General features: G+C 65.0%; 32 protein-coding genes, 1 tRNA gene and 1 pseudogene. 14 read left to right on the top strand and 20 right to left on the bottom strand.

Translation table 11 applies throughout. The features are described from left to right. Positions 1-319, top strand: a pseudogene (locus NUW87_RS09205) (IS481 family transposase); the annotation flags it as partial. 95 nt (positions 320-414) lie between these two features. On the opposite strand, the gene NUW87_RS09200 reads toward NUW87_RS09205, so the two are convergent. From NUW87_RS09200 to NUW87_RS09180, 5 genes are all read right to left on the bottom strand, one after another. Next, positions 415-487: transfer RNA gene (locus NUW87_RS09200), tRNA-Ala, on the bottom strand. Between the two features lie 74 nt (positions 488-561). Then, positions 562-1,758, bottom strand: a complete 1,197-nt coding sequence (gene sepX / locus NUW87_RS09195) for a divisome protein SepX/GlpR (RefSeq protein ID WP_269028191.1) — start codon at positions 1,756-1,758, stop codon at positions 562-564. 114 nt (positions 1,759-1,872) lie between these two features. Next, positions 1,873-2,520: a GNAT family N-acetyltransferase gene (locus NUW87_RS09190; RefSeq protein ID WP_377734658.1), complete on the bottom strand. Its 648-nt coding sequence runs from the start codon at positions 2,518-2,520 to the stop codon at positions 1,873-1,875. 10 nt (positions 2,521-2,530) lie between these two features. Continuing rightward, positions 2,531-3,862, bottom strand: coding sequence for a molybdotransferase-like divisome protein Glp (gene glp, locus NUW87_RS09185; RefSeq protein ID WP_239217366.1), 1,332 nt, complete (start codon positions 3,860-3,862; stop codon positions 2,531-2,533). Between the two features lie 18 nt (positions 3,863-3,880). Continuing rightward, on the bottom strand, positions 3,881-4,855 hold the full coding sequence (locus NUW87_RS09180) for a UTP--glucose-1-phosphate uridylyltransferase (protein ID WP_239217367.1): 975 nt from the start codon (positions 4,853-4,855) through the stop codon (positions 3,881-3,883). A 75-nt stretch (positions 4,856-4,930) separates the two neighbouring features. Between NUW87_RS09180 and NUW87_RS09175 the strand changes: the two genes are divergently transcribed. The 3 genes from NUW87_RS09175 to mscL are packed head-to-tail and all read left to right on the top strand — an operon-like array spanning position 4,931 to position 6,594. Continuing rightward, complete coding sequence (locus tag NUW87_RS09175) at positions 4,931-5,509, top strand: 5-formyltetrahydrofolate cyclo-ligase (RefSeq protein WP_239217368.1); 579 nt, start codon at positions 4,931-4,933, stop codon at positions 5,507-5,509. Positions 5,510-5,543: 34 nt separating this feature from the next. After that, positions 5,544-6,188 carry an SAF domain-containing protein gene (locus tag NUW87_RS09170; RefSeq protein ID WP_239217369.1) on the top strand — a complete coding sequence of 215 codons (645 nt, stop codon included), beginning with the start codon at positions 5,544-5,546 and terminating at the stop codon, positions 6,186-6,188. Then, positions 6,172-6,594, top strand: a complete 423-nt coding sequence (gene mscL, locus NUW87_RS09165; protein WP_269028189.1) for a large conductance mechanosensitive channel protein MscL — start codon at positions 6,172-6,174, stop codon at positions 6,592-6,594. The genes NUW87_RS09170 and mscL overlap by 17 nt, the downstream gene beginning before the upstream one ends. Positions 6,595-6,623: 29 nt before the next feature. Here mscL and NUW87_RS09160 read toward each other — a convergent pair whose 3' ends face one another. From NUW87_RS09160 to NUW87_RS09125, 8 genes are all read right to left on the bottom strand, one after another. Beyond that, positions 6,624-6,821: a hypothetical protein gene (locus tag NUW87_RS09160; protein ID WP_126858374.1), complete on the bottom strand. Its 198-nt coding sequence runs from the start codon at positions 6,819-6,821 to the stop codon at positions 6,624-6,626. A 23-nt stretch (positions 6,822-6,844) separates the two neighbouring features. After that, on the bottom strand, positions 6,845-7,405 hold the full coding sequence (locus NUW87_RS09155) for a MogA/MoaB family molybdenum cofactor biosynthesis protein (RefSeq protein ID WP_239217371.1): 561 nt from the start codon (positions 7,403-7,405) through the stop codon (positions 6,845-6,847). Between the two features lie 51 nt (positions 7,406-7,456). Continuing rightward, a complete protein-coding gene (locus NUW87_RS09150) occupies positions 7,457-8,719 on the bottom strand; it encodes a S1C family serine protease (protein WP_239217372.1) in 1,263 nt (420 codons plus the stop codon). A gap of 101 nt (positions 8,720-8,820) precedes the next feature. After that, positions 8,821-10,302: a HAMP domain-containing sensor histidine kinase gene (locus NUW87_RS09145; protein ID WP_269028187.1), complete on the bottom strand. Its 1,482-nt coding sequence runs from the start codon at positions 10,300-10,302 to the stop codon at positions 8,821-8,823. Beyond that, positions 10,299-10,997, bottom strand: coding sequence for a response regulator transcription factor (locus NUW87_RS09140; RefSeq protein ID WP_239217374.1), 699 nt, complete (start codon positions 10,995-10,997; stop codon positions 10,299-10,301). The genes NUW87_RS09145 and NUW87_RS09140 overlap by 4 nt, the downstream gene beginning before the upstream one ends. Positions 10,998-11,105: 108 nt before the next feature. Continuing rightward, positions 11,106-11,279: a 50S ribosomal protein L32 gene (gene rpmF, locus NUW87_RS09135; RefSeq protein ID WP_034999483.1), complete on the bottom strand. Its 174-nt coding sequence runs from the start codon at positions 11,277-11,279 to the stop codon at positions 11,106-11,108. 21 nt (positions 11,280-11,300) lie between these two features. Further along, on the bottom strand, positions 11,301-11,570 hold the full coding sequence (locus NUW87_RS09130; RefSeq protein WP_034999480.1) for a type B 50S ribosomal protein L31: 270 nt from the start codon (positions 11,568-11,570) through the stop codon (positions 11,301-11,303). A 146-nt stretch (positions 11,571-11,716) separates the two neighbouring features. Continuing rightward, positions 11,717-12,496, bottom strand: a complete 780-nt coding sequence (locus NUW87_RS09125; RefSeq protein ID WP_269028186.1) for a CPBP family intramembrane glutamic endopeptidase — start codon at positions 12,494-12,496, stop codon at positions 11,717-11,719. Between the two features lie 99 nt (positions 12,497-12,595). Here NUW87_RS09125 and NUW87_RS09120 point away from each other — a divergent pair, with 99 nt between their 5' ends. The 7 genes from NUW87_RS09120 to NUW87_RS09090 all read left to right on the top strand — a co-directional run bounded on the left by NUW87_RS09120 (position 12,596) and on the right by NUW87_RS09090 (position 16,365). Beyond that, positions 12,596-13,642, top strand: a complete 1,047-nt coding sequence (locus NUW87_RS09120; RefSeq protein WP_269028185.1) for a sensor histidine kinase — start codon at positions 12,596-12,598, stop codon at positions 13,640-13,642. After that, positions 13,639-14,241 (top strand): response regulator transcription factor, encoded by a 603-nt coding sequence (locus tag NUW87_RS09115; protein ID WP_269028184.1) that lies wholly within the window; start codon positions 13,639-13,641, stop codon positions 14,239-14,241. Before NUW87_RS09120 ends, NUW87_RS09115 begins: the two co-directional genes overlap by 4 nt. 320 nt (positions 14,242-14,561) lie before the next feature. After that, positions 14,562-14,798, top strand: a complete 237-nt coding sequence (gene rpmB / locus NUW87_RS09110; protein ID WP_034999474.1) for a 50S ribosomal protein L28 — start codon at positions 14,562-14,564, stop codon at positions 14,796-14,798. Next, entirely contained in the window at positions 14,798-14,962 is a 165-nt protein-coding gene (gene rpmG / locus NUW87_RS09105) for a 50S ribosomal protein L33 (RefSeq protein WP_006841072.1), read from the top strand. Before rpmB ends, rpmG begins: the two co-directional genes overlap by 1 nt. Positions 14,963-14,965: 3 nt before the next feature. Further along, positions 14,966-15,271, top strand: coding sequence for a 30S ribosomal protein S14 (gene rpsN, locus NUW87_RS09100; RefSeq protein WP_070472882.1), 306 nt, complete (start codon positions 14,966-14,968; stop codon positions 15,269-15,271). A gap of 11 nt (positions 15,272-15,282) precedes the next feature. After that, positions 15,283-15,534 (top strand): 30S ribosomal protein S18, encoded by a 252-nt coding sequence (gene rpsR / locus NUW87_RS09095; RefSeq protein ID WP_172796731.1) that lies wholly within the window; start codon positions 15,283-15,285, stop codon positions 15,532-15,534. A 147-nt stretch (positions 15,535-15,681) separates the two neighbouring features. After that, positions 15,682-16,365 carry a TetR/AcrR family transcriptional regulator gene (locus tag NUW87_RS09090; RefSeq protein WP_269028182.1) on the top strand — a complete coding sequence of 228 codons (684 nt, stop codon included), beginning with the start codon at positions 15,682-15,684 and terminating at the stop codon, positions 16,363-16,365. On the opposite strand, the gene NUW87_RS09085 is transcribed toward NUW87_RS09090, so the two are convergent. The 6 genes from NUW87_RS09085 to NUW87_RS09060 are packed head-to-tail and all read right to left on the bottom strand — an operon-like array spanning position 16,362 to position 22,013. Then, complete coding sequence (locus tag NUW87_RS09085) at positions 16,362-17,174, bottom strand: hypothetical protein (protein WP_269028180.1); 813 nt, start codon at positions 17,172-17,174, stop codon at positions 16,362-16,364. The two genes, NUW87_RS09090 and NUW87_RS09085, sit on opposite strands and share 4 nt — an antisense overlap. 11 nt (positions 17,175-17,185) lie before the next feature. Then, on the bottom strand, positions 17,186-17,758 hold the full coding sequence (locus tag NUW87_RS09080) for a hypothetical protein (protein WP_269028178.1): 573 nt from the start codon (positions 17,756-17,758) through the stop codon (positions 17,186-17,188). Positions 17,759-17,767: 9 nt separating this feature from the next. Continuing rightward, on the bottom strand, positions 17,768-18,616 hold the full coding sequence (locus NUW87_RS09075) for a serine hydrolase (protein WP_269028176.1): 849 nt from the start codon (positions 18,614-18,616) through the stop codon (positions 17,768-17,770). Between the two features lie 35 nt (positions 18,617-18,651). After that, positions 18,652-20,190, bottom strand: a complete 1,539-nt coding sequence (purH, locus tag NUW87_RS09070) for a bifunctional phosphoribosylaminoimidazolecarboxamide formyltransferase/IMP cyclohydrolase (protein WP_269028173.1) — start codon at positions 20,188-20,190, stop codon at positions 18,652-18,654. Beyond that, positions 20,183-20,767 (bottom strand): phosphoribosylglycinamide formyltransferase, encoded by a 585-nt coding sequence (gene purN, locus NUW87_RS09065; RefSeq protein WP_239217384.1) that lies wholly within the window; start codon positions 20,765-20,767, stop codon positions 20,183-20,185. Before purN ends, purH begins: the two co-directional genes overlap by 8 nt. Before the next feature lie 10 nt (positions 20,768-20,777). After that, positions 20,778-22,013: a cell division protein PerM gene (locus tag NUW87_RS09060; protein ID WP_239217385.1), complete on the bottom strand. Its 1,236-nt coding sequence runs from the start codon at positions 22,011-22,013 to the stop codon at positions 20,778-20,780. Positions 22,014-22,319: 306 nt separating this feature from the next. On the opposite strand from NUW87_RS09060, the gene NUW87_RS09055 reads away from it, so the two are divergent. Both NUW87_RS09055 and NUW87_RS09050 read left to right on the top strand, forming a co-directional pair. Then, entirely contained in the window at positions 22,320-23,060 is a 741-nt protein-coding gene (locus tag NUW87_RS09055) for a M23 family metallopeptidase (protein ID WP_269028170.1), read from the top strand. Between the two features lie 316 nt (positions 23,061-23,376). Then, positions 23,377-24,075, top strand: a complete 699-nt coding sequence (locus tag NUW87_RS09050) for a M23 family metallopeptidase (RefSeq protein WP_269028168.1) — start codon at positions 23,377-23,379, stop codon at positions 24,073-24,075. A 4-nt stretch (positions 24,076-24,079) separates the two neighbouring features. Here NUW87_RS09050 and pcrA read toward each other — a convergent pair whose 3' ends face one another. Next, a complete protein-coding gene (gene pcrA, locus NUW87_RS09045) occupies positions 24,080-26,521 on the bottom strand; it encodes a DNA helicase PcrA (RefSeq protein ID WP_377734660.1) in 2,442 nt (813 codons plus the stop codon). On the opposite strand from pcrA, the gene NUW87_RS09040 reads away from it, so the two are divergent. Next, a complete protein-coding gene (locus tag NUW87_RS09040) occupies positions 26,460-26,753 on the top strand; it encodes a chorismate mutase (protein ID WP_034999457.1) in 294 nt (97 codons plus the stop codon). The genes pcrA and NUW87_RS09040 overlap by 62 nt on opposite strands. Position 26,754: the final 1 nt, after the last annotated feature.

The following is a 26,754-nucleotide window of genomic DNA, read 5'->3' as shown; positions in this document are numbered from 1 at the left end:
CAGACGCACCCCGCAGCAGGCATACACCACCGGAGTCAAAGCCACACCCAACGACAACCCCAAAGAAGAATGGCGCACCCGAAACGACACAGTCGACAAAAACGGCAAAGTCTCCGTGCGCTACGCCGGCAAACTCTTCCACCTCGGCATCGGACGCGCCTACAAACACAAGAAAATCCTCATGGTCATCACCGACAACCACATCATCACATCACTGGTCGAAACCGGAGAAGTCATCACCGAGCACTACATCGACACCGCCCGCGACTACCAAAAGGCCTACTGGAAACACGGCGACCCACCACTACGCCCCGAATGAACAAAACCGGCACCCCAGAATAAAAACAACTGAGATGCCGATCCGTCCAGCATGTCGCGACTCATGCGTCAAGCATGACGCGACTCATGACATTGTGGAGCTAAGGGGAATCGAACCCCTGACCTTCGCATTGCGAACGCGACGCTCTACCAACTGAGCTATAGCCCCTTGGGCACGCTCGTTACGTTACTCCTCCCCCACGCGCCGGCTAAATCGCCAGCGCAGTGGAGGTTTTCACGGTTTTAGGAGGCCCGGGTGCCGTAGCCGCCGAGGTCTTCGTAGTCGTCGTAGCCGGGGTCGTTGTCCGGCGCGTAGCGGGCGGACGGCAGGGTGTCAAAGTCGGGGCTTTCGTCGTCCAGGTCCAGCACGACGGAGCCGGCGCGCAGGCGTGCATCACGCGGGTGCTCGACGTGGTTGCTCATAGCCACGCCCATGCGGGCACGGCGCAGCTGGCGCAGGCGGCGGGCGTGCAGTGCGCGCTCTTGCAGCACCACGCGACGCAACGCGATCATGAACCATGCGGTCAGCCCCACCGACACGGCGGGCAGCACCCAGGTCCAGCCACCCGCCACAAACGCCACGACGAAGGTGACCACGCAGGCGGCGATGAGCGCCAGCAGGGTGCGCTGGCGGCGCTGGAAGCGGGTGGCGGTGTTCTTCTTGTCGCGCTCCGGGTCGAATCCGCCGCGGCCGCGGCGCGCAGCGGCGAAGGCGAGGTCCTCGTCGCCCGCTTCGGCGACCTCTGCGGTGTCGACCTCGTCGTCAAAATCTTCCGGTGCTTCCTCAACGTCCGTTTCCGGGGCGCCCTGCTTCTCGACGCCTCCGGTCTCGTCCGCGTAGCCAAAGTCCTCGGGTGCGGTGTAGGACTCGTCCAGCTCGTAGCGGTCGGACTCTGCCTCAGCCTCGTCGGCGCCGCAGGCGTCGGTATCGGTGTCGGCGGCATCGTCCTCTGCAGCATCCTCCGCGGCGAGGACCTTCACAGAGGTGGAGCCGCCGGTCTCGTTGGCGACGACCTTGGTGGACCCGCCCGCGGTCTCAGCGTCATCGGCCTCAACCTCGGTGGGCTCGGCCTCGTCTTCGGCGTGCTCGATGACTTCACCGTCGATGTGGTCTACCGCGGGATCGCCGTCCTCGGCGCCGGGGCGGCGGAAGAGGGTGCGCAGGGCGGGAGCGTCGTCGATAAGCACTTGCTCCTCGGCATCTGTTGCTTCGACGACCTCGTAGTCGGTGTCCTCGCTGTGGCGGTGGATGTCGGCGGCGGTGAGCTTCGGGCGGCGGCGCTCAGCCATCGGCGCGGTGCCGCCCTCGTGCAGCACGCGCGTTTCGTCGTAGCCGTCGCCGGAGCGGCGGATCGGCTTGTTGTTGCCGATCATCAACGGCGCGAGGACGATGATCCACACGACCAGGATCAAGATGATCATTAAGCTCGGGCTGCCCATGGGCGATGCCACCTTTCCGCGTCAGTTGCACCCTTAAAGTCAGGAGTCCACGGTATCGGCACTTGCGCAGGCGAACGGGTCGGCGCGCCGGTGGGGCGCAGCTGTTTTTCGCCCTTATCGCACCCTGCCAGCTTCGCGCAGGCGTTGTACGGCTGTGGTGGGGAAATCGTCGGCGTTCAACGCCACGAAGTGGTGGTCGCGCCACTGCCCGTCGATGTGCAGGTTGCGTCGCAGGTAGCCCTCCTCGCGGAAGCCATTGAGCTTGAGCACTTGGCCTGACGCGGGGTTGTGCGGCAGGTAGGTGGCGGTCACGCGGTGCAGCCCGACGCGGGAAAACGCGTGGTCCACGCCCAACGCGCACGCGACAGTGGCCACCCCGCGGCCCATGAAAGGCGAGTGCACCCAGTAGCCCACCCAGCATTCGGAGACAATGCCGTGCTGGATGTTGCCCAGGGTGACTTGTCCGGCAAACTCGCCGTCCGCCTCGATGACCAGCGGCACCACCGTGCCCTGGTTGGCCAGCCGCTTCAGGTTCAGCCAGGTGTTGCGCCACGCCGCGTGCGAGTGCGCGTCCTCCCAACTGCCCTCTACGGTTGGCTCGACTGGTTCGAGCCATCGCTTATCGACGTTTCTCGTGCCCGCCCAATCCTCCCCATCGCGGGAGGTGAGGGGACGGAGACGGACGCATGCGCCGTCGGGAAGCGTGACGGTCGGCGTGGACTCAGGCCAGCCCGGGGTGGGCTGGCGAAACATCGCAAACATGGGGTGGTGCCTAGCTGCGCTGGCGGAGGTACTCGACGTCCACGATGTCGCCGGGGCGCACATGCACGGCATTTTCCGGCAGGCAGATCATGGCGTTGGCCTCCGCGAAACCAGCCAGCAGGTGCGCGGGCCCGGCCTCCAGCGCAGACAGCGGTTCGACCAGGTAGTCGCCAGTGTCCGCGTCGCGCATGAGACGGGCACGGATGTAGCCGCGGCGGCCCGGAATCGAACTGAGCTCGCGCAACGAGCGGGCCTCGACGGTCCGGCGCGTCACCGCGGTCTTGCCCAGCGAGCGGCGGATGGCGGGGCGAATGAACGTTTCCGCAATCACCAGCGCGCTCACCGGGTTGGACGGCAAAAGGAACGCCGGGATGCGCTCCTCGCCCATCAGGCCGAAGCCCTGCACGGAACCGGGGTGCATGGCCACGCGCGTAGTGTCGATCTGCCCGAGCTCACGCAAAATCTCCTGGATCGGCACCGCGCCGGAGCCGCCGACAGAACCGGTGATGATGACGAACTCGCTTTTCGCAATGTGGCCGGCCACCGTCTCGCGCATGCGGCGCGGCTCGGCGTTGATGATGCCGGCGCGGTGCACGTCCGCGCCCGCCTCCTTCGCGGCAGCGGCCACGACATAGGAGGCGATGTCGAAAACCTGCCCCAGGCCCGGACGGCGGTCCAAGTCCACCAGTTCCAAGCCGTAGCTCATCACCGTCACGCGCGGGCGCGGGTACACCAGGAGCTTGTCGCGGCCCGCGGCGGCGGCGAGGCCGATCTGGGCGGGGCCGAGCACCGCGCCCTGGCGCACGGCGATGTCGCCAGGCTGGATATCGTCGCCGGGCCGGCGCACGAAATCACCAGTTCGCACAGGGCGCTGCGGGGTGACTCGCTTGCGGCCGCGGTCCGTCCACTCCAGCGGCAGCACAGCGTCCGCGAGCGTGGGCAGCGGGGCGCCGGTGGCGACGCGCACCGCTTGGCGCGGCTGCAGGCGCAGCGGCTTCTGGGAGCCGGCGGGCACCTCGCCTACCACGGGAAGGGCGCGCTCGCGATTCGGCTGCTGGACGGCGGGGGCTTCCTCGCCGTTACCGTCCTGGTCGTTATCGTTGTGGTCGTTTTCGTTGTGGTCGCGGCGCTCGGGCCTGCGCAGCCCGGCGGTGCCGCCCACGTCTACCGCGCGCACGGCGAAACCGTCCACAGCCGCCTGAGGGAACCCGGGAACCTGCGTGGTGGAGGTGACCTCTTCGGCGCACATCAGGCCGAGCGCGTCCGTCAGCGCCACCCGGATCGGCTCGGGGGCGGTCGCCGCGTCCACTACAGCCGCAAGCTGGTCCTCTACGCTGCGCATGGCCCGTGCCCCTTTCGTCTACCCGTTGTCCTGCGCCTTTGCGGCAACCTCGGGGTGTTCCGCCTCGAAGTCGGCGATGATCTTCTTCACCGCGGTGTACACGGCAGGCCCGAACTTCTCATCGCGCAGGCCGAAATCCACATTCGCCGGGATGTAGCCGCCGGGGTTGCCCAGATCGTGGCGCTTGCCCTCGTGCACCACCACGTGCACCGGGTGGCCCTCAGAGATCATCAACTCAATCGCATCCGTCAGCTGCAACTCCCCACCCTTACCGGGCTCAATGCGCCGCAGCGCATCAAAAATCCCGCGGTCCAACAGGTACCTACCGGTAGCCACCAGCGTTGACGGCGCATCCTCCACAGCAGGCTTTTCCACCATGCCGCGCACCTTGAGCACCTCAACGCCATCAATCTCAGCCTGGGCATCCTCCACGTCGAACACGCCGTAGTTGAACACCTCATCGCGCGAGACGTTAAACGCGCACAACACCGAACCACCAAGGCGCTCACGCACAGCGACCATCTTGTCCATCACACCCGCCGGCAACACAAGATCATCCGGCAGCATCACAGCAACCGCATCCTCGTCGTCATCCAACGCTTCCTCAGCGCAACCAACCGCATGGCCAAGCCCAAGCGGCTCATCCTGGGTGACCGCCACAGCCTCAATCAAACCGTTGGCACGCGCCACCTTGTCCGCCTGGGCCTGCTTGCCACGGGCGACCATCAGCTCCTGCAAGTCCGAAAACTCGCCGAAGTGCCGCATGATCTCTTCCTTATTCGGCGCGACCACCACAGCCAAACGCTGCGCCCCAGCCGCCGCAGCCTCCTCAGCTATCAGCTCAATGCCCGGGGTATCCACCACAGGCAAAAGCTCCTTCGGCACCGTCTTCGTCGCCGGCAAAAAACGAGTCCCCATACCCGCCGCCGGAACCACAACAGTCTTCACCGAAGCGTTCGCAGCATCAACGGGAAGGTCAGTAGAATTCTGCATAAACGCAAAGCCTACAGCCCCCAACCTTCACAACCGGGCTGCGACCCGGAAGAATCATGGAGTAAGCACACCCAAGTGGACGCAACCGCCCAATCCCGGAAGGCCGCCATGCGTGCGGCGCATCTCGTCAACCGGCGCGAGCTACGCGGCACGGAACGAAAACAAAAGCTCGACCAGGCAATTGTCGCGGCTACCTTGGCGTGCATCGACGATTTCAACGCGCGCGGCACCAATATCGCCGCCTACAACCCGCTCGCCTCCGAGCCTGGCCCGGCGGATTTCGCAGCACAGCTCGCCGCCGTGGCGCGCACGCCGTTTCTGCCCATTTCCTTACCGGACGGGGTGCTCGCTTGGGCGCAGCTCGGGGCCGCGGATACTGCCGGCGCCCTGGGGATCACTGAGCCGACGGGCCCGCGCTTCACCTCAAACGTGTTGCGCTCCTGCGGGCTGGTGGTGGCGCCGGCGTTAGCCGTCGATAGGCAGGGCATGCGATTGGGCAAAGGCGCCGGCTACTACGACCGAGCGTTGTCGGCCCTTGATGTTCCCGTTGCGGCAGTGGTCTACGACTGGGAGGTCGTCGACGCGGTGCCGCATGACGCGCACGACCAGGCGGTGGATGCCGTAATCACGCCGGAGGGTTTCTTCCGCGTCTAGGGAACCGGGACGTGGTTTCCGCCGTCTTATTCCCATGGACCTCTCCGCGCGCCTTCACAACCTCCGCTCCCCCGGCTACCGTCGCTCCGTGCTCATCCGCAGGGCAATAGCCGTCTTCCTCGTCGTCGCCGCTGTGCTGCATGTGCTTATCGACGCCTCACGGTCCGACCCGCCAGCGCTGACCTTCTCCCGCGATGTCACCCCCGGCACCGTGCTCAGCGCGGACGACCTGGAACTCCGGCGGCTCCCGGCGGAGTCGGTGCCCGATAACGCACTCGACGACGCGGCGTTGGCGGAGGGGCAGCTGCTCGCGGCGGCCGCCTCCCGCGGCGAGGTGGTCACGGCCACCCGCCTAGTCGGGCCCGATCTGGCGGGCCTGCTCACCCAGGACAAACCGGACGGCGAGAAGTTCTCCATGGTTCCAGTGCCGCTGGCGGAACCGGACATCTTGCCCATGCTGCACCACGGGGCAGAAGTTGACGTTGTGGGCCAAGGGCCACGCGTGGTTGCGAAAAATGGGATTGTCGTCACATCTGGGGAAGGCGACGCGGTATTAGTGCTGCTCAAAGAGGGTGAGGCTGCAGCTGTGGCGGCCGCTTCCCTGTCGGAACCGCTCACGCTTGTATTGAGCAACCGTGAGCGTGCGTTTAATATCCCGAAGCATGCTTCAAGGATTTAAAGATTTCATCATGCGCGGCAACGTCATCGAGCTTGCCGTCGGCGTCGTCATCGGCGCGGCATTCACCGCAGTTGTCACCGCGTTCTCTGACGCGATCATCAACCCGCTCCTCGCAGCCCTCGGCGGCGTGGACTACTCCGGCCTGGGCTTCTTCGTCCGCGAGGGCAACGAGGCGACCTTCGTCGACTTCGGCGCCGTCCTCACCGCCATCATCAACTTCCTGCTCATCGCCGCAGTGATCTACTTCCTGCTCGTCGCTCCGATGAACAAGCTGGACGAGGCGCAGAAGCGCCGCAAGGGCATCGACCCGGATGAGCCGGAGCCGACCGACACCGAGCTGCTCGCGGAGATCCGCGACCTGCTCGCAGGCCAGAACCCGAACAACGTAAACAAGCCGCTGAACTAGTTCGTCCTTGAGCGGGACTGGCTGAAAAGCTACTCCCCGTAGTGCGGAGGCCGCTCCGCCTCATAGAAATCGCGGCCCGTCAAACCCGGCTCTTCGTCGCCGAGCAGCACCTCGCGCTCAGCGTCCAGGGCCGGGTTTTCTTCTGCCTGGGTGTTTGGCGCGGCGTCCGCGGAGCGGTCGTATTCCACGTCCGCTTTGCGCACAGCGCGCCTACGTTTGCGTTCCATCTGCCTGCTGTACTGCGCCGGGTTTACACCGAGTGCTGGTTCAGCTCGTCGATGAGGTGGCGTACCAGCGGAGTCGCCGTCGACACACCATCGCGAATCGCCTGGCGCGAGGACGCGAGGTTGACCACGACCGTGGAACCGGACACGCCGCAAATACCGCGGGAGGTGCACGCGTCCACGGCACCGCACGCCTGGCCGGACGAGCGGATGGCCTGGCTGACACCGGGGACCACCTTGTCAATGACCGCGCGGGTCGCTTCCGGCGTCTTATCGCGTGGGCCGACGCCCGTGCCACCCAGCGTGAGCACCAGATCCACGCCGCCGACCACGCCAGTCTCAATGGCCTTGCGGATCTCGGACTTCTTGGACTTCACGCGCACCACGCCATCGACCACAAAGCCAGCCTCGCGCAAAAGCTCTACCACCATCTCGTCGGTGTTGTCACCCGGCGCGTCGTAGCGGCGGTCGCCCACCAGCACAACGATGGCGCACGGCGACGTCGGGGAATCGCTCTCCAGCTCGGAGGCGCGCAGCGTCGCATCGTCCGGCTCGGTGATGTCGAGCGCGTCAAACAATTCCGGCATCGTGGTTAGACTCCCTAAAGACATAACGGGGCGGATAGGTCAGATATGAAGTTACTCGGAACTTAAGGTCACCTCTACCGGAATCGGTTGAGACTCCCCCTCCCGCTGCACTTGCAGCGTCACCGTCTCTCCGAACGCCTTGGAGCGGGTCGCTGCAATGAGAGCGTCAGCAGAGTCGATGGGCCGGTCGTTCAGGCGCGTAATCACGTCACCGGGCTTCAGCCCAGCCGTTTCGCCGGGGCTGCCGGGCTCCACCCCCGCCACCACGGCACCGCCGCCGAAGCCCTGCATCACGCTGACGCGCACGCCGAGCATCGGCTGGGTAGCCTCGCCCGTTTCAATGAGCTGCTCCGCCACCCGCTTGGCAAAGTTCGACGGGATGGCAAAGCCGAGGCCGATGGAGCCGCCCTGGCCGCCCTGCCCCATGCCGCCGGCGGACAGCGAAGCAATCGCGGAGTTCATGCCGATCAGGTTGCCGCTGCGGTCCACCAGCGGGCCGCCGGAGTTGCCTGGGTTGATCGCGGCGTCGGTTTGGATGCCGTCCATCAGCGAGCTTTCCCCGCCGCCCTGAGAGGCACGCACCGGGCGGTTGAGCGCAGAGACGATGCCGCTGGTCACCGTGGCGGACAGCCCCAGCGGGGAGCCGACGGCGACGACCTCCTGGCCCACGCGCAATTCGTCGGAGTTGCCGAATTGCATCACCGGCAGGTCGTTGGCGTCGTCGATCTTGAGCACGCCGACGTCCGTGTTGACGTCGGAGGCGACGAACTGGGCGTTGCGACGTGAGCCGTCGTTAAGCGTGACCTGCACCTTCGACCCGGGCGTGTCGGCGCCGGCGATGACGTGGTGGTTGGTCAGCACATAGCCGTCCGCGGAAATGATGGAGCCGGAGCCCTCCGCACTGCCGCGGGGCGTGGCCACCTCGATGGAGACCACTGCCGGCAGCACCGCGGCGGCCACCTGCTCTACCGAACCTTCGGGAGCATCGGCCGGATCCGCGACTGTCGGGTTACGCAGTTCGCTTTGCGACGGCGCACCGCCAGACCCATTCCGAGAATCCTCCGAGGAGCCCTCCGAGGCGCTTTCCAGCGCGCTCTGCGCCCCCTTGCCCGCCTGGGTCGAGCCGGCGAAATAGCCCGCGCCGCCGCCGGCAACGAGAGCGGTTGCCAGCGCGACGGCGAATGCCGTTGCGATACCCTTGCCGCCTTTGCCGTCGTTGCTGCGGCTGTACGCCTGGGGCTGCGGCTGCACCTGGTAGACGCCATTGTTCGACGGAAAACTGGAGGTGTCTTCCGGGAAGTTCGTTTCACTCATGACGGGCCATTATGCCCCGTCGCCCTGTGGCAGAACTTGAGGGCATGCACCGCATTTCGTAACAATTCCTGAACGATTGCTGTGCGCGTTAGCCTGCGGGTCTAGCTGTAGCTCTTGCGCGGAATCACACGCGCCTGGGTTTCGGCGGCGGTGACGTCAGCATCCTCGTTGTCCGTTTGCGGCGGGCGGCCTGGGAACACCACACGGAAGCGTGCCCCGCCGTCGTCGGACTCCTCCGCCACGATGGTTGCATTGTGGCGGTCAAAGACCTGCTTCACAATGGCCAGGCCCAGACCGGACCCCGGCATTGAGCGGGATTCGGGCGAGCGGTAAAAGCGCTCGAAAACCTTCTCGCGCTGGTCCTCGGGGATGCCGGGGCCGGAGTCGTCGACAATGAGCACCGCGTTGCGCTTCGCCGCCTTCAGCGACACGCGCACAGTGCCGCCCTGCGGCGACCACTTCGCGGCGTTATCGATGAGGTTGATCGGGGCGCGGCCCATGGCGAACCGGTCGCCGGTGATGACCCACGGGTCCGCTTCGAATTGGAACGCCAGGTCCGGGCGGCGGCGCCGCACGCGGTCGAGTGCTTCCTCCAGCACCTCGTCGAGGCGGAAATCCTCGGGCTCGGCGCCCTGCTGCGCTTCGTCTCGCGTCAGATCCACCAAGTCGCCGATGAGGATGGACATTTCCTCCATTTGCGCCATCACGTCGCGCTCTAAGTCCTTGCGATCCTGCTCCGAAATCTGATCTTGCTGTCCGGAGTTGTACAGCATCATCAACAGCTCGATGTTCGTGCGCATCGAGGTCAGCGGGGTTTTCAGCTCGTGACCGGCGTCCGCCACCAGCTGCGCCTGGCGCGTCTTAGAGTCTTCCAGCGTGGCGATCATCTTATTCACGGAGGTGGTGATGTCCGCGAATTCGTCGTCGCCGTCGACGGGCAGCTCTGTCAGCTGGTCGGACTCGTTGGCGGCGTCGATAGCTCGGTGCAGCCTGCGCACAGGTCGGAGGCCAACGGCGGAAATTACCGTGCCCGCAATCCAGGCGAGTAGCCCGCCTGTGCCGGCGAGGACGAGCGCGGCCGCTCCCCAACTGCCGGAAACGATGCCCAACACGTCCAACGGCTTTGCGATGGCCACGGTGACACCGGAGGCGCTGCGGCGCACCACCACGCGCTCCCCCGCCACGGTGCGCTGGGAGAGCATGTCGCCTGAAGACGTCACCGTGTACGGCCCCGCCACCGGCACCGGGTCGCCGTAAAACACGTTGGAACCAGCGGGCGCGGCCGAGATCTTCACCCACGGGCTGGATCGGCTGAACTCGGCAATGGCCTTTTCAAAGCCCTCCTGGTCGTCCGCATCCAGGTTCTTTAACTGCAGCGATACGCCGTAGGTACGGGTGCGCAGGTCGTCGTCCATGACGGTCAGACGAGTCGTTTCTGAAAGCCGGTAGGTAAACAGCGCGGTCAACAAAATGACCACGGCGACGATGCCGCCGGCGAGTACGGCCAAGCTGTTGCGCAGGGACCGGCCGGTATTGGCCTGCTCCTGCAGATCAGCTTCGCCTGTGAAACGCCGCAAAATCACGGAGCGGTCTCCCGCAGGACATAGCCGACGCCGCGGACGGTGTGGATCAAGCGCGATTCGCCGCCCGCTTCAGTCTTGCGGCGCAGGTAGCCGATATAGACCTCCAGCGCGTTGCCAGAGGTCGGGAAATCGTAGCCCCACACCTCTTCCAGGATGGTCTGGCGGGCCAGCACATGGCGCGGGTTCTGCAGCAGCAGGTGCAGCAGCGCAAACTCGGTACGCGTCAGCGAGATTGCCCGGCCGCCGCGGGTGACGTCGCGGGTGGAGGTGTCCATGACCAGGTCCTCGAACTGGAGGCGGGTCTGATCTTTGCTCGCGGCCTTGCGAGCCTCGGAACGGGTGCGGCGCAGCAGCGAACCAACACGCGCCAGGAGCTCCTCCAAGGCGAAGGGCTTGGGCAGGTAGTCGTCCGCGCCAGCATCCAGGCCGGCCACACGGTCGGACACGCCGTCGCGAGCCGTGAGCATGAGGATCGGGCCGTCGTACCCAGAGGAACGCAGGGTGCGGCAAACGCCCAGGCCGTCAAGCTTGGGCATCATGAGGTCGAGGATGGTCAGGTCAGGCTGCTCAATACGGATCTGGTCGAGCGCGTCTTCGCCGTCTACGGCGAGCACAACGTCGTATCCGTTGAAGCGCAGCGAGCGTCGGAGCGACTCGCGGACGGCCTGCTCGTCGTCAGCTACGAGAATTTTCATAGGGTTATTATGACTTATATTTTCCTTAGTGTTGAATTAAGCTGAAAAAACCGGGCCCCACCTGGGGGTCCCGGTTCTTTCGATGGGTCTAATGCGACCCTTAAAAGCTTAGAACTGCTCGACGTCGATCAGACCGGCCTGAGCAGCCTTGACCAGACGGCGCGGGATGCGCACTTCCTGGCCGTCGATCTTGACGGTCTGCAGGTCGGCGTTGTCGGCCTTCCACTGGGAACGACGCATACGCGTGTTCGCGCGGGACTTCTTGAACTTCGGTGTTGCCATGACGAGTCTCCTTTATCCCCTCTAGTTGGCCTTCTTCTTGCGGCGGGCCATGCCGCCGAAACGCTGGTTGAACTTCTCCACGCGGCCAGCGGTGTCCATGAGACGCTGCGCGCCGGTCCAGAACGGGTGGGACTCGGCGGTGACGTCCACGACCACGAGCGGGTACTCGTTGCCGTCTTCCCACTGCTCAGTACGTGCGGAGGTCAGGGTGGAGCGCGTCAGGAACTTGTGGCCCGTGTTTGCGTCCTGGAAAATCACCGGGTGGTAATCCGGGTGAATGTCTTTCCTCATTTGATTCGTCTCCCTCAGGATTGAACTACGGGTCGGTTCTCCGCGCCTCTCGAGACGAGAAGCGAGCGCGAAGATCGTGCCCGAGTTGGGTGCGAAATGGTCTTTTCATCCGGCGGTTGCCGGACAACCTGCAGGATTATACTTGCCTAGACGAGATTTTCCGAATCGCGCAATTGCACATTTCGCCACCACAGCAGCAGCGCTCCGGCCAACGTCTGCGCCAAGCCGAGCACGAGCCATGCAAGATTGCCCAGCTCAACCGGAAAGGCCAAGCTCAACACCGCGAGCATGAGGTGCATTCCGCCATGCGAGCCTGCCGCCCACCAGAAGCTGCCAAAGCAGTAAACCAGCGCGGCGCCGAGGATGGACATCCCGAAAGGCATAGCCAAGTACACGACGTGGTCGAGAGTACTTTGTTGCCCTCCCGAAGAGGTTAAGTGAATCAATGTGAAGGCGGCGGTTGTCCACACCACGGTCAGCGCTTCGCGGTGGCGCGTGACGTCGAAAAGCCAGCCGCGGAAGAGCAGCTCTTCAGGGATCCCCTGCAGCAAGTATGCGCGAACGAGGATCCACGCCACGATTGCGACAACCGGATAGTCGCCAGCCTCGGCCGCTTCCGGCATCTCCGGGCCGCGCCCGAGGATCACCCAGAGCACTGCCCAGCCCAGGACCATCGGTACGGCGACCACAAGCGTGCCACCGACCAGCCCCCAGACCCCGTGCCACCTAATACCGGAGCGTTCAACGTAGTGCACCCACACCACAACGAACGCGACCACCAGCAAAGGAGTCAGGCAGAACAGGAGAGTTTCGTCCACGTATGGGGCGAGCGGGAGCCGAGCGAGGTTTGCGCCCATTAGCACTGCCGCCGCAATGACGGCGCGGAGGACGAGACCGAATGCATTGACAGGAATTCTTGGATTCATGTTGGGCGACTTTATGGAGCGTAAACTCGCTGCAACAGTAGATGCCGTCACCAAAATCCATGACCCAAGTCATGGGTATCAACGGGTAGGTTCGGCTCCATGAACCGCGTCCACCTGCACTTGATGGACAGCATCCTGGTTTTCGCCATCCTGCTGTACCTCAACTTCGCTCCTACAGCGCTCGCGCGCGAGGGGGTGCTTTTGGCCGTCGCGATTCTCACCGTCACGACCTGGGTGGCCTGGCGCGAAACAGAGCATGGGGCTGCCGCGGTTTGCTTTTCCTTGTGCTCGTTCGCCGTCTTCACCACTGCGAACAACCCGATCAGCATCCTAGTCCTGTGGTGTGCGGTGGTGACGGTGCATATGAGCCTTGGCAAGCGGGTCGCGTATGTGTACGCGGGCGCGATTGTGGTAACCGCCTTCGCTGCACAGGTCACAGTCCACGCACCGGCCGGCAAAATCGCTTTCGAAACGCTCGGCGGCGCCGCCGCGGCCGCTGTGGGACTCAACCTCGCCTCCACAGTCTCTCGACAACGCTGGCACGAGACCCGTCAGCAGGACATGGCAATGACAAAGGAGCGCGAGAGGATCGCGGCGACGCTTCACGATGCCCTCGGGCACCGTCTCACCACCATCGGCCTAAGCCTCGACTACGCACTCCGCACCCCTAACGCGGAGAAGCGCAATGACGAGATCGCACGGGCCCGTGCCAACGTGTCGGAGGCTCTGCACGAGATGCGCGCAACCGTGCGCGCAATGAAGCCTGTAGCTAACCCGGATGAAAAAATCGAGTCCGCACTGTCTCATTTAGCGGAGTCTTTCGCGACAACTTCTTTGGACGTTGAGTTCGCTCACACTACGCAGGCCAAGTACTCCACCGAGGAGCGCATGCTCATGCTGCATTTTTGCCAGGAGGCGTTGACAAATGTGCTGCGTCATTCACACGCAACGAAAGCCCGAATCGTTCTTGATGGCCGAACGCTGGTTGTAACTGACAATGGAATGGGCGCAACCGGGCCGGAGGCTTTCGGTATCACCTCGCTTCGTGAACGCGCTGCGGGGCTCAAAGGCGAAATCATTACGCTCCCCCACGACGGCATCAACGGCGGGTTTCGCATCGAATTGCACCTCAAGGAGAAGTCATGACCACACGGGCGCTGCTTGTCGACGACCACGAGATGCTCCTGCGCGGACTCCGACTCATCCTGGAAACCGACGACCGGGTTGAGGTTGTCGCTACAACTACAGACGGCGCACAAGCGATCAAACTGGCCCGGCGCTGGGACGTCGACGTGGTGGTCACCGACGCTGCCATGCCGGGAACCGACGGCGTCGGGGTCGCAAACGCCTGCAATCCGCACTTCCCTGTGCTCGTCCTCACCACTTTTGACGATGCAAACTTGGTCAAGAAACTACTCGACGCTGGGGCCTCCGGCTACATCCTTAAAGATGTGTCCCCGGAAGAATTATCGAGCGCCATTGTCGCCACCGCCCAGGGCGGTCTCGTCCTCGACCCGCGGATTGCGCGCTACGCCGCAGGTAACCCTCAGCTGACGATTCTGACCCCGACAGAGCGCTCCGTCGCGGAGAAGGTCGCGCGAGGTATGAACAACCGGGAAATTGCTAGTGCTCTCTTCCTGGCTGAAGGAACCGTAAAAAACCACGTGTCTGCATTGCTCCGGAAACTCGAAGCGCGCGACCGCACGGTACTCGCGCTGCACCTTGCCAAAGCTCTCGGGCTCTAGACTTCAACTTCGTGCGTCTTGCGTTCAACGATGCCTCTGCCGCCTAGGTAGCACGAACTCCCCCTTGGCCTGTGTATATGACGTTTAGTGGTGTACTGGCGTCACTCGCTGTGTCGCTGGGAAGCCTCGCCACCCGAGATTAGGAGTTTCGGCGCTGAACATGTACTGTTTACTCTCGCTGTTGTCGAAGTACACGTATACGCCTGCGTCAACCGATTGCACTTGCGCTGGTCGCGGACCCTCACTCCGCTTCTCACCTGGCGCTTTTCCTCACATAGCGATCGTGTCGTGGGCGGCAAGAAGAGTAAGGAAGCTAACCCATGTCGGCACATTGCCAGGTCACGGGACGTAAGCCGTCTTTCGGCAAGACCGTCTCGCACTCGCACCGCCGCCACTCGCGCCGTTGGAACCCCAACGTGCAGAAGCGCCGGTTCTACCTGCCCTCCGAGGGCCGTACCATCACCCTGAACGTCTCCACCAAGGGTCTGAAGATCATCGATCGCGACGGCATCGAGTCCGTCGTCGCCAAGATCCGCGCACGAGGTGAGAAGATCTAATGGCACGTAACGATATCCGCCCGATCATCAAGCTCAAGTCCACTGCGGGCACCGGTTTCACCTATGTGACCCGCAAGAACAAGCGCAACAACCCGGATCGCATCACGCTGAAGAAGTACGACCCGGTTGTTCGCAAGCACGTCGAATTCCGCGAGGAGCGATAATCCATGGCGAAGAAGTCCAAGATCGCTAAGAACGAGCAGCGTAAAGAGATCGTCGCCCGCTACGCGGAGCGTCGTCAGGAGCTCAAGGCCATCATCAAGAACCCGGAAACCTCTGACGAGGACCGTCTTGAGGCACAGTTCGAGCTCAACCGTCAGCCGCGCGACGCCTCCCCGGCCCGCGTGCGCAACCGTGACTCGCGTGACGGCCGCCCCCGCGGCTACCTCCGCAAGTTCGGTGTTTCCCGTGTCCGTATGCGCGAGATGGCTCACCGTGGTGAGCTGCCTGGCGTCCGTAAGTCTTCGTGGTAAGGAGGACTCACATTATGAAGCGCAACAATTCGCGTAAGCCGCGCATTGAGCAGTCCCGCCGCCCGAAGAAGAACCCGCTGAAGGCGAAGGGCATCGAGTCGGTCGACTACAAGGATGTTGAGACCCTGCGTCTGTTCATCTCCGACCGCCACAAGATCCGTTCCCGCCGCGTCACGGGCCTGACCCCGCAGCAGCAGCGCCAGGTCGCTACCGCTGTGAAGAACGCGCGCGAGATGGCTCTTCTGCCGTTCACCACCCGCTAATTAGCCGGTTGACGATGACAGCGTAGAGTCTTCGGCTCAAAAGAAGCACCCGCACTCCCCTCCCCGGAGGGTCGAGAGCGGGTGCTTTTCGTCTATAGTTATCCCGCGCAACCGTACACAGAGAGCTCCCTGGAAAGGACGCAAGGCATGGCGAAACCGGTCGGACGGCCACGCAAGCAAAGCCCCCGCCGCAGAGGCGCCACCGCGCGCGAGGAGATCCTCGACGCCGCCTCCGAACTGTTCACCCGCAAAGGTTTCGCCACCACCTCCACCCATGACATCGCGGACGCGGTGGGCATGCGCCAGGCCTCGCTGTACTACCACTTCCCTTCCAAGCGCGACATCTTCCTCACGCTGCTGATGGGCACGATCCAGCCGGCCCTGGCGCTCGCGTCGGACCTGGCCAAGACCGACGAGTCGGCCGCGGTGAAGCTGTGGGCGCTGGTTGCCGCGGAGTCGCGCATCCTGCTGTCCTCGAATTGGAACATCGGCAGGCTTTATCAGCTGCCGGTGCTGTTGTCCGAGGAGTTCACCGAGTACCACGAGGCGCGACAGGAGCTGGAGGGGATCTTCCGCAAGCTGTCGGGGCAGATCGTCGGCGAGGACGACCCGCGCATCGACCTTCCATTCCACATGACGCTCGCGGCCATCGAGATGAGGGACAACACCGGCACCGCGCCCTACCCGCTTGTCGACGACGCCCTGCCCGCCCCCGCCGTCACCATCGCCGACGCCGTGCTGGACGTCCTCCACACGGACCTGCCGGACCGCCGCACGGAGCGCATGCTCGAGCTGGTGGACCTGGTCTCACGCAAGAACGAGCAGAACTAGGGCTGGCAGGCCGCCACCGGCAACTGCATCGGATCGGCGGCCAGTGTTTCCGCAGCAGCGCTCAGCATGGCCTGGCCCGTCTCGTAGGTCCCGTCCGCGGGCAAGGCCGTAATCGCGACCGGCGCCCACGTGCCGTCGCCGCGCGGGACGAGTCCGAACTGCCGTATTTGGTAGGCCCCCGTGGTGTCCGGACCCCAACCTCCCTTGAACAGCGCCCCAATAGTCCCCAGTCCGTACGCCTGCGAAGGGTCGACCTGGCCCATGAGCGCAAGCACGGGGCCAGCACCGTCCACGCAGGCGACCTGGCCTGCGAGCACGGCTTCGTCGGCCACGCTGAGCTGGGTTTGTCCGTAGGTGGAAAACTCGGGCCGGAGCGGTTCCGTGTTCAATCCCGTGGCAAGTCCGACCTGGGAAAGCACCCCGTCGACGGCCTCTGCTCCGACGGCGTCGTAGAGGCGTTGCGCCGCCGCGTTGTCCGACGCGCTCACCGCGGCGCGGGCGTCTTCCTCGAGTCCGGGAAAAGCGCGCATGGCGGCTACGACGATTGGCACCTTGATAGTGGACCAGGCGGGGCTCGGGGCGGTGAATCCGGCCGCTACCGGTCCCTCATTCCCTACCGTGGCGATACCCAGCTGGCCGCCGTAGATGGATTCGACGTGCGCGACCGTGGCGTCGAGAAGCAATTGCGCATCGGGGACGGAGGCCGGCGCCTCCGTGACCTCAGAGGTGACCACGGAAGTAACGGTCGCGGCTTCTTGGCCGCCCGAACAGGCGGCCAAGAACACTGCGCCGGCTGCGGCGAGTCCCAAGCGCCAGCGAGCTACCAAATCTTGACCCGGGCGTTGTCGCCGCCAGTGCAGTACACCGTCTCCCCGCCAGAGCAGGTCATGCGGTAGGTGATTTCGGTGGCCGGGCTATACACGGACACCGTGAAGTCTGGCGTGCCGGTGCGGGCGTAGGTACCCTGGAATGCCTCGTACACGTTGGCGGCAAAGCCTGGGGTGGTCACCCCCGTATCCGGGGCGTACTGCGAGTACGTGCGCTTCGCCGGCTCACTGGGTCGCTGTTCGGGAGACTCCGATTTGGGCAGCGTACGAGTCTCAACCACTGTGCTGGTCACCGGCTCGCTAGAGCGGTTGAACGCGCCGGAACCGCCCATGAAGGCGAGCACACCGACAAGTGCGGCGAGCAGCAGCGCCGCGAGCACGTAGAGCCACGGGCTCGGCCCGCCGCGCTCTTCCACTGGCTCAGGCGGCTGGTAGCTCGTCTGGTACTCGTTGGGCTGGCCGTACTGCTGCTGTGGCACCGCGCTGAACTGCTGTGTGTGTCCTACGTCCGGATCCGTGAAGTGCGGCTGGTCCGGTGACCATTTGCTGGAGCCTTGACCGGTCATGGCGTGCCCCTAACAGCGCGACGTGGGCAGGTCGCCGCGCATGGCGTTCAGCCCGTTTGCGAGCTCGTCCAGCATGGCGAAGCTACCCTCGTAGCCCTTCGGGCTGTGGGCGGTAATCGCCACGGCGATGTCACCGTTCGGGCCCGGGATCAGGCCGAACTGACGGGCCAGGTGCCCGCCCTCGTGGTGGTTCCAGCCGCCCTTGAAGCGGGCGCCGCCGACGCGGCCCAGGCCCCAGTGCTGGTAGTCCACGATGCGCCCCATCATGTCCAGCACCGGCTCGTGCCCCGCAACGCAGCGCAGGCCCGAGGCGAACTCGGCCTGGTCGCTGGTGGTCCACATCGTGCCCATCTGGTAGCCGGCCGGGGTGGTCGTACGGGCACCCGCCTCGCGGATCACGCCCTCGTAACTCGCGGCCGGCACTTGGCCGAACATGCGGTGCGCGGCGGGGTTGTCGGAGCGGGTCACAGCGGCTTCAGCGTCCGGGTAAAACGCCTGGTCCTGGCGCAGCGCGGCAATGGCCAGCGGCACCTTCATCGTGGAAAACGCCGGCTCCGGCCGGTTGTCGCCTGCGGTGAAGGGGCCGACCGCCACGGTGGCGCGGCCACCATGGCGCCCCACCACGTCCGCCACGAGTCGGTCCAGCTGCGCCTGGACGTCCACGGCCGGTGCGACATGCTGCGCCTTGCCGGGCTTCGGGGTGGTCAGCGGCAGCGGCAAGCGGATGGCGTTTTTCACCTGCGGGGGCAGCTGATTGTAGGCCTGCACGATCGGCTGGCCAATCACGGGAATCTGATCGATTGCCGTGTAGGTCGGCACCGACGACATGGGAAACGCCAGGCCCGCGGTCAGGGCCAAGGCTGCAACTTTAGAGGGCACGGGAAACGATCTTTCTAGTGTGCGAAGTGGCGGGTGCCGGTCAGGTACATGGTCACGCCGGCGGCCTCGGCGGCGGCGATGACCTCCTCGTCGCGGATGGAGCCGCCGGGCTGGACCACGGCCTTGATACCGGAGTCAGCCAACAGCTGGAACCCGTCCGCGAACGGGAAGAACGCGTCAGAGGCGGCGACGGCACCGTTGGTGCGGTTGCGGCCCTCGTCGAGGGTGTTGGCGCGGTCCACGGCGAGCTTTGCGGAATCCACCCGGTTGACCTGGCCCATGCCAATGCCTACCGACGCCCCTTCGGCCGCGATCAGAATCGCGTTCGACTTCACACAACGCACTGCGCGCCACGCGAATTCGAGGTCCGCGAGGGTCTGCTCGTCGGCAGCCTCGCCGGCCGCCAGGGTCCAGTTGGCAGCACTGTCGCCCTCTGCCTGGAAGCGGTCGCGCTCCTGCACGAGCCAGCCGCCGGCGATCTGCTTGCGCTCCTCGTCCTGCTGCTTCGGCTCGACCTCGAGGATGCGCAGGTTGTTCTTCGTCTGCAGCAGCTCGAGCGCGTCCGCGGAGTAGGACGGCGCGACGACCACCTCGGTGAAGATCGGCTTGATCTGCTCCGCCAGCTCCAGGGTGACCTCGCGGTTGCAGGCGATCACGCCGCCGTAGGCGGAGACCGGGTCGCATGCGTGGGCCTTCTTGTGCGCGTCCGCGATGGAGACATCGGAGACGGCCACGCCGCACGGGTTGGCGTGCTTGATAATTGCCACGCACGGGCGCTCGTGGTCCCAGGCGGCGCGCCACGCGGCATCCGCGTCCTGGTAGTTGTTGTAGCTCATCTCTTTGCCACCGTGCTGGGTGGCGGCGGCAAGGCCCCAGCCCTCGTTTTCCAGGCGGGCGGCCTGGTGCGGGTTCTCGCCGTAGCGCAAGTCGGTGGTGCCTTCGCCGGCGCCGGAGGCGTCCGCGCCGAGCTGGTTGGACAGCCAGGAGGAGACCGCGGCGTCGTAAAGCGCAGTGTGCGTAAACGCCTCGAGCGCGAGCTGCTTGCGCTGCTCGATGTCGAAACCGCCGCCCTTGACGGCCTCGACGACCTCACCGTAACGGGCAGGCGAAGTGACCACGGCGACCGACGGGTGGTTCTTGGCCGCGGCGCGAACCATGGACGGACCGCCGATATCGATCTGCTCGACGCACTCGTCGAAGGTGGCGCCGGAAGCAACGGTCTCTTCAAACGGGTAGAGGTTGACCACAACGAGGTCGAACGGCTCGATGCCCAGCTCCTGCAGCTGGTCCACGTGGCTGTCCTTACGCAGGTCCGCGAGGATGCCGGAGTGCACGCGCGGGTGCAGCGTCTTCACACGGCCGTCGAGCACCTCCGGGAAGCCGGTCACGTCCGCGACCTCGGTGACGGAAACGCCCGCGTCCGCGATGCGCTTGGCGGTGGAGCCGGTGGAGACAATCTCCACGCCCGCCTGGCCGAGCGCGCGTGCCAGCTCCTCCAGCCCGGTCTTGTCGTAGACGCTGATCAGCGCGCGCTTAATTTCCCGCTTAGACATTAAATACAGCCTTTCCGTTTGCAATTTCGAGGTTGCGGAGCAGGTGAACGATCTGTTCGCGCTCCGCCTTCTTAATGCGTTCGTGGAGCTCCCACTCTGTATCCCCCGGCTGCACCTCAACGGCGCGCTGGGCGATGATCTCGCCGCTGTCCAGGCCGGCGTCCACGTAGTGCACCGTGCAGCCGGTGACCTTCACGCCGTGCTCCAGCGCATCGCGCACCGCGTGCGCCCCCGGGAACGACGGCAAAAGCGACGGGTGGGCGTTAATTGTTCGCCCCTCGAATTCCTGCACGAACGCCGGGCCGAGCAGCCGCATGAACCCCGCAGAAACCACCAAGTCCGGCTCGACGGAGGCCACAGCGGCCACCATCTTGTCGTTCCAGGTGTTGCGGTTTGCCTCCATCGGCACCACGGCCGTACGGATGCCAGCGTTTTTAGCCCGTTGCAGCGCTGGACAAATTTGATCCGCCACCACGATGTCAACGCGGTAGCGGTTCTCTTGGTTATCGATGATCGCTTTCAGCAGGGTGCCGGTGCCCGACGCGAGGACGGCCACCGATTTCGCAGAGTCACTCACGGGCTTAAGTCTAACTACCGCTGCGCGCGGACGCGCGTTGCCTCACCAGCGCCACCCCGCGCACAAGCGCGCCGGTCAGCGCCACCCAGATAAACAGCGACAATGCGAGCGCGAACGGATCAGTTCCGACGAGCCCGTAGGCACCGGCACCCCCAGCCGAGAAGATGCCCAGCAGCGCTCCCATGAGCGCGGCCCAGGTCGCGGTCGCCGCGACGCCCTCGAGGGTCAGCGGCTTGACCACGAACGCATGCGCCAGCACCGCCGCCGGCACAACCAACAGCACCGGAGCCCACTGCGGCATCTGCGCCGGGATCGCCGCGAACAGCGGCAGCGGCGGGTAAGCCACGTTGGAGGCGGCGAACAGGCTCACGCCCGCCCCGGCGGCCTCGAAGCTGCCGCCGAGTAGCACAGCCAGCTGTGCGACCGCCGCGTTAGGCAGGTACAGCAGGCTCAGCACCGCCAGAGCAATTCCCCCGGCGACGCCGAGTTGCGGGAACTGCGAAACCAGCTCACCGACGCGGGCGTAGCCGACGGCGAGGGCGATAACGAAGACTACGGCCGCCGCCGCGAGCAGGCGAAGAATGAGGTCCGCAGCATTCGCCCCGGCATCGACAGTCTCGGCTGGGATGCCGCTGCGCTTTGCCAGGGCGTGCCACACCACGCGCCGTACGCCGATGATGAAGCCCAGCAGATGCACGATCAGCGGGTAGGCGAACGCCGCGACGACAGGCGGCGTCCCAACCGGGTACACGTGCGAGGCGTCAAAGACCATGAACAACGCGATGCCGCTGATCACGAGCGGCAGGCCGAGCGCAAGGCCGAGCAGAGTTAGCAGGTCAAGCACACTGACGCGGCCCGCGGTGGCTTTGCGCACCTGCACCGCCACCACAGCCGCGACGCCCACTGCGGGCAGGAGCGGCATTGCGGTGAGCGAGACGCCGTCGATAAGCAACGGCACGCCGTGGAGCGCGAACCATGCCTCACCGACCGCACCGGGAAAATACGTGAGGCTCCAACCGGCGATGAGGATCACCGCGAAGCACAACGCAACAAGCCCGAGCACCAACGCCAAATTGGGCACGATCGCGTACGGCAGGTAGTGGCGCACGCGCTCCTTCGCGGTGGCAGGAACCTTGTCGTTCGCAGCCGGGCGTTTGATGCCCGTGATCTTGCGCTTGCTTGCGCCTTTGCGACGCTGGCGGCGCGCATCCGACTGACGCGGCCTCTGGTTGGGTGTGGTGCTCATCGCGTCCCACTCTGCCACCCCAGGCGCATCGCCCACCACAATGACACCCGCACGCCCCGCCTTGAGCCCATGCCACCTGGTAAAAAGCGGCGTTGCACCTTCACCGCGCAACGGCGTGGCGCGCATCTCCAAAAAGACGGGGATGTAACGTTCACCCAAATAAGCCCGATTTAAGAATTATTTCAGCTTCTGTCTTGCTCCGACGAAACCAATTCGTTACAGTAGCCTCTCGTAGATAACAGGAAGGTTACGATTCTGCCGTGAACAGCGGGAGGAACGGCCAACGGAAGATCTCAAAGAGGGCTCATGTTCAACTCTAAGAAGCAGGGCGGCAAGCACCGCAAGCAGTCCCCTAACAAGGGGCGCGTTGCCGTCGTCGCAGCAGCCACTGGCGCTGTGTCCACCGCTGGTTTCTCCGGCCTGGTCGCCGGTGCCCTCACCAGCAACCAGGACGCCGAGCAGGGACAGAACATCAAGCTCGCCGCAGACGCCGACGAGCTGCAGAGCACCGATCCGGGCGTGGACGAGGTTTCCGCCGAGGAGACCCCGCAGATCCTCTCTATCGCCGAGTACAAGCCGGTGGAGAACCTCACCGAACAGCTGGACAAGGCTATCCAGCACTCCGACGAGGTTGCCCGCCTGGACGAAGCCGCCCGCGCGCCGCTGTTTACTAAGCCGGCCGAGGGTGCCTTCACCTCGGGCTTCGGCATGCGCTGGGGCTCGATGCACAACGGCATCGACATCGCCAACACCCCGGGCACCCCGATCCGCGCAGTTGCTGCCGGCACCGTGATCGACTCCGGCCCGGCGCAGGGCTTCGGCAACTGGATCCGTATCCGCCACGAGGACGGCTCCATCTCCGTTTACGGCCACATGCAGTCCCTCTACGTCGCCGTCGGCGAGGTTGTGCAGCCCGGTCAGCTCATCGCCGGCATGGGCAGCGAGGGCTTCTCCACCGGCTCCCACCTCCACTTTGAGATCTGGCCGGACGGCGCCACCCCGTCCGACCCGGCTTCCTGGCTGGCAGCCCGAGGCATCGGCCTCTAAACTTTTCAGCCCTTTTCCAACGGGGCCTTCCGCGCTTTTCGACGTGCGGGAGGCCCCGTTTTTGCGCAGTTGACGCGCGCAGCCTCTTTGACGGGGGTAAACGCTCTACCCCCGACCTCTAATACCATGCGCAACAATTTTCACATCAGCAACACGCCGGGTGAGCTGGACGGACTCCTAAGTTATGCCCAAAATTCGAACAAACGTGCACGTCACAGCATTGCCAGGGCCCATTTCGCCGGTTAGATTCTCTGCCTGTGTGCGTGGCCGAGACCGCGCCTAGCCCTCTACAGAGTTAGAAAAGGTATCCCCTAAAATGAATCGACGTCTCACTTCGAGCATCGCAGCCGTCTCGGCCGCAGCGGCAATGGCGCTCACCCTGGCGCCCGCGCCTGCTACCGCCCTGACCGTCACCGTGGGCGGCGCAACCATCTCCGACGCGGGCCAAGCTGCGGGCGCAGTTGCGAAAGCCGCAGGCGCCATCAAGGAAAACGGCGCGACGATTACCGTCGGCGACTACAAGATCGTCTACGACCCCCGCGCTCTCGACGCCCCGCTCTCCGCCGCGTTCGCTCCGGCAACGGACAGCGACTGGGTGGCGCCGCAGCGAGGCCGCACCGCCGACGGCCGCACCGTGGTCACCCCGACATCCGGCCGATTCACCTCTGGCTTCGGCCCGCGCTGGGGCACCATTCACCAGGGCATCGACATTGCTAATGACCTGGGCACCCCGATCTACTCCGTCATGGACGGCACCGTCATCTCCGCGGGCCCGGCACGCGGGTTCGGCAACTGGGTCGTAATTAAGCACGACGGCGGCGAGGTGTCCGTCTACGGCCACATGCGCCACTACGACGTCTCCGTGGGCCAGCGCGTCACCGCCGGACAGAAAATCGCCTCCATCGGCAGCGAGGGCCAGTCCACCGGCCCGCACCTCCACTTCGAGATCAAACCGGACGGCGTAAACCAGGTGGACCCGGTGCCGTGGTTCGCCGCCCAAGGCATCAAGATCTAGCGGGCTAGAGCTTCTCCATGGGCACGCCGCCGATCGTCATCAAACGGACGGTGCCCGAGGAGCCGAAGTCAATCGTCACCGTCTCCCGCACGCCCGAGCCCTCAACCGCCATTACGGTGCCAAGCCCGTACTTGGCGTGATTGACCCGGTCCCCCACAGCCAGGTTGAGGTTCTTGTGCACCTTGGCCCCGGACCCGCCCCGGCGGGAACGGGCCGGCGGGCGGGAGCGGGTGGGCGCGCCCCATGCGTCAGAACTGAACGAACGCTCCGGTTCCAACCGCCGCCAGTCGATGAGGTCCTCCGGGACCTCTGCGAGGAAGCGACTGGCGGGGTTGGTCACCGGGGAGCCCCATGAAGAGCGCAGGATCGCTCGCGTCAGGTAGAGCTGCTCCTTCGCGCGGGTGATGCCCACGTACGCCAGGCGGCGCTCCTCGGCGAGCTCCGCCGGATCCCCCAGGGCGCGCAGGTGCGGGAACTGCCCGTCCTCCCACCCGGTGACAAACACCACCGGAAACTCCAGGCCCTTCGCCGTGTGCAGCGTCATCAGCGTGACCACGCCTTGCTCGTGCTCCGGCAGCTGGTCCGCGTCCGCCACCAGGGAGACCTTCTCCAGGAACGCCTGCAGGGAGCCCGGGGCGGGTTCGCCTTCCTGCATCACCTCGTTGAGTTCTTCGTCTGTCATGTACGCCACCTGGTTGGCGGCCTCGGAGGAGAACTCCCGGGCGACAGAGACCAGCTCGTTGAGGTTGTCCAGGCGCGCGCCGTCCTGCGGGTCGTTGGACGCCTCCAGCTCGGCGCGGTAGCCGGTGTCCTCCAGCACCCGGGTGATCAACGCGCCCAAGTCCGGCATGCCCGTGACCTCGTTGCGCATCGACGGCATGTCGTCTCGTATCTGGCGGATCATGTCCACAAAGCGCGTGATCGAGTTTGTGGCGGCCTTGGCCAGCATGTCAACGTTGCCCGAGGTGGCGTCGACAAGCGATCGCCCGAAGCTTTGATTGTTGTTCTCCGAATGCAGCGCCACCATCGCCTGCGCCTTGTCGCCGATGCCGCGCTTGGGCACGTTGACAATGCGGCGCATGCTCACCGTGTCGTCCGGGTTCTCCAGGACCTTGAGGTAGGCGACGATGTCTCGGATCTCGCGGCGCTCGTAGAAGCGCGTGCCGCCGACGACCTTGTACGGGATGCCGGAGCGGATGAAGATGTCCTCGAGCGCGCGGGAGGCGTTGTTGGTGCGGTACATCACCGCCATGTCCGAGTACGGCACTCCCCTGTCGGCAAGGGTGTCGATCTCGGAGGCGATAAAGCGCGCCTCGTCGTGCTCATTGTCCGCGACGTAGCCGACGATCTTCTCGCCGGAGCCCTGATCCGTCCACAGCTTCTTCGGGCGGCGGCCCTCGTTCTGCGCGATCACCGCATTCGCCGCGCCCAGGATGTTCTGCGTGGAGCGGTAATTCTGCTCCAGCATGATCGTGGTGGCGTTCGGGTAGTCTCGCTCAAACTCCTCGATGTTGCGGATGGTCGCGCCGCGAAACGCGTAGATGGACTGATCCGAATCGCCCACCACCGCAAGCTCCGGCGCATCCGGGCCGTCGCCGACAAGGGTGTGGATGAGTTCGTACTGAGCGTGGTTGGTGTCCTGGTACTCGTCCACCAACACGTGGCGGAAGCGGCGACGGTAATAGTCCGTAACCTGGGGGTGCTCCTTGAAGATGCGCACTACCTCGCCGATGAGGTCGTCGAAATCCAAGGCGTTGGACTGGCGCAGGCGGCGCTGGTACTCCGCGTAGACCTTGGCCACCGTGGTCTCGAACGGGTTGTGTGTGCGCTCGGCGTCCGCCAGCGCGCGCTCCGGGCCGACCAGCTCGTTTTTGAGGTTTGAAATGCCGTTGGCCAGGGTGCGCGGTGTGAACTTCTTCAGATCAAGGTTGAAGTCCTTGGCAATCATGCCCAGCAGCCGGCGCGAATCGTCCGAGTCGTAGATGGTGAAGTTGGTGTTCAGCCCCGGCACCAGCTGCGCCTGTTGGCGCAGGATGCGCACGCACACGGAGTGGAACGTGGCCACCCACATCCGCTCCGCTTCCGGGCCGACCAGCTGGCCCACGCGCTCCTTCATCTCTGCGGCGGCCTTGTTGGTGAAGGTGATGGCCAAGATCTGCCACGGCGCAACACCGCGGTTGTGCAGCAGATAGGCAATTCGGCGGGTGAGCACCGCGGTCTTGCCGGAACCTGCGCCCGCAACGATGAGCAGCGGGCTGCCCTCATGGACGACGGCGGCCTGTTGCTGCGGATTCAATCCCAGGGTCAGATCAGTCATGGCCGTAACTGTACTAACGCCTCCGACACGACCCGTGCGGGTGTTTGAACTGGCATAATGAGCATCCATGAGCGAGCTTGAAATCCGCATGCCTTCCGGCACAGACGACCCATTATCGGACGCGGAGATTCAGGCGTACCGCAAAGAAATCGACAAGCTCGACCGCGTGATCCTCGACGCGGTGAAGCGCCGCAGCGAAATCTCCCGCGCCATCGGCAAAACCCGCATGGGCTCCGGCGGCACCCGCCTGGTGCATACCCGCGAAGTGGCCATAATTAACCAGTTCCGCGACGAACTGGGTGAGGAAGGCCCCGGCTTAGCGCAGATCCTGCTGCGCCTGGGCCGGGGCAAGCTGGGGTAAG

This window comes from Corynebacterium pilbarense, assembly GCF_026930265.1.
GTDB classification, from domain to species: Bacteria; Actinomycetota; Actinomycetes; order Mycobacteriales; family Mycobacteriaceae; genus Corynebacterium; species Corynebacterium pilbarense.
Note: the sequence above shows the minus strand (reverse complement) of the source record. Positions and strands in the feature narration are given on the sequence as shown.

What these genes read in the sequence shown, in the direction of transcription:
- NUW87_RS09155 (WP_239217371.1), bottom strand. Translation starts at nt 7,405, where the DNA reads ATGCCGGAATTGTTTGACGCGCTCGACATCACCGAGCCGGACGATGCG.
- glp (WP_239217366.1), bottom strand. Translation starts at nt 3,862, where the DNA reads ATGCGCAGCGTAGAGGACCAGCTTGCGGCTGTAGTGGACGCGGCGACC.
- sepX (WP_269028191.1), bottom strand. Translation starts at nt 1,758, where the DNA reads ATGGGCAGCCCGAGCTTAATGATCATCTTGATCCTGGTCGTGTGGATC.
- NUW87_RS09120 (WP_269028185.1), top strand. Translation starts at nt 12,596, where the DNA reads ATGAACCGCGTCCACCTGCACTTGATGGACAGCATCCTGGTTTTCGCC.
- NUW87_RS09170 (WP_239217369.1), top strand. Translation starts at nt 5,544, where the DNA reads ATGGACCTCTCCGCGCGCCTTCACAACCTCCGCTCCCCCGGCTACCGT.
- rpmG (WP_006841072.1), top strand. Translation starts at nt 14,798, where the DNA reads ATGGCACGTAACGATATCCGCCCGATCATCAAGCTCAAGTCCACTGCG.
- rpsN (WP_070472882.1), top strand. Translation starts at nt 14,966, where the DNA reads ATGGCGAAGAAGTCCAAGATCGCTAAGAACGAGCAGCGTAAAGAGATC.
- NUW87_RS09160 (WP_126858374.1), bottom strand. Translation starts at nt 6,821, where the DNA reads ATGGAACGCAAACGTAGGCGCGCTGTGCGCAAAGCGGACGTGGAATAC.
- NUW87_RS09055 (WP_269028170.1), top strand. Translation starts at nt 22,320, where the DNA reads ATGTTCAACTCTAAGAAGCAGGGCGGCAAGCACCGCAAGCAGTCCCCT.
- rpmF (WP_034999483.1), bottom strand. Translation starts at nt 11,279, where the DNA reads ATGGCAACACCGAAGTTCAAGAAGTCCCGCGCGAACACGCGTATGCGT.
- NUW87_RS09050 (WP_269028168.1), top strand. Translation starts at nt 23,377, where the DNA reads ATGAATCGACGTCTCACTTCGAGCATCGCAGCCGTCTCGGCCGCAGCG.
- NUW87_RS09190 (WP_377734658.1), bottom strand. Translation starts at nt 2,520, where the DNA reads ATGTTTGCGATGTTTCGCCAGCCCACCCCGGGCTGGCCTGAGTCCACG.
- NUW87_RS09180 (WP_239217367.1), bottom strand. Translation starts at nt 4,855, where the DNA reads ATGCAGAATTCTACTGACCTTCCCGTTGATGCTGCGAACGCTTCGGTG.
- NUW87_RS09125 (WP_269028186.1), bottom strand. Translation starts at nt 12,496, where the DNA reads ATGAATCCAAGAATTCCTGTCAATGCATTCGGTCTCGTCCTCCGCGCC.
- NUW87_RS09150 (WP_239217372.1), bottom strand. Translation starts at nt 8,719, where the DNA reads ATGAGTGAAACGAACTTCCCGGAAGACACCTCCAGTTTTCCGTCGAAC.
- NUW87_RS09040 (WP_034999457.1), top strand. Translation starts at nt 26,460, where the DNA reads ATGAGCGAGCTTGAAATCCGCATGCCTTCCGGCACAGACGACCCATTA.
- purH (WP_269028173.1), bottom strand. Translation starts at nt 20,190, where the DNA reads ATGTCTAAGCGGGAAATTAAGCGCGCGCTGATCAGCGTCTACGACAAG.
- NUW87_RS09115 (WP_269028184.1), top strand. Translation starts at nt 13,639, where the DNA reads ATGACCACACGGGCGCTGCTTGTCGACGACCACGAGATGCTCCTGCGC.
- rpmB (WP_034999474.1), top strand. Translation starts at nt 14,562, where the DNA reads ATGTCGGCACATTGCCAGGTCACGGGACGTAAGCCGTCTTTCGGCAAG.
- mscL (WP_269028189.1), top strand. Translation starts at nt 6,172, where the DNA reads ATGCTTCAAGGATTTAAAGATTTCATCATGCGCGGCAACGTCATCGAG.
- NUW87_RS09060 (WP_239217385.1), bottom strand. Translation starts at nt 22,013, where the DNA reads ATGAGCACCACACCCAACCAGAGGCCGCGTCAGTCGGATGCGCGCCGC.
- NUW87_RS09130 (WP_034999480.1), bottom strand. Translation starts at nt 11,570, where the DNA reads ATGAGGAAAGACATTCACCCGGATTACCACCCGGTGATTTTCCAGGAC.
- NUW87_RS09140 (WP_239217374.1), bottom strand. Translation starts at nt 10,997, where the DNA reads ATGAAAATTCTCGTAGCTGACGACGAGCAGGCCGTCCGCGAGTCGCTC.
- NUW87_RS09090 (WP_269028182.1), top strand. Translation starts at nt 15,682, where the DNA reads ATGGCGAAACCGGTCGGACGGCCACGCAAGCAAAGCCCCCGCCGCAGA.
- NUW87_RS09080 (WP_269028178.1), bottom strand. Translation starts at nt 17,758, where the DNA reads ATGACCGGTCAAGGCTCCAGCAAATGGTCACCGGACCAGCCGCACTTC.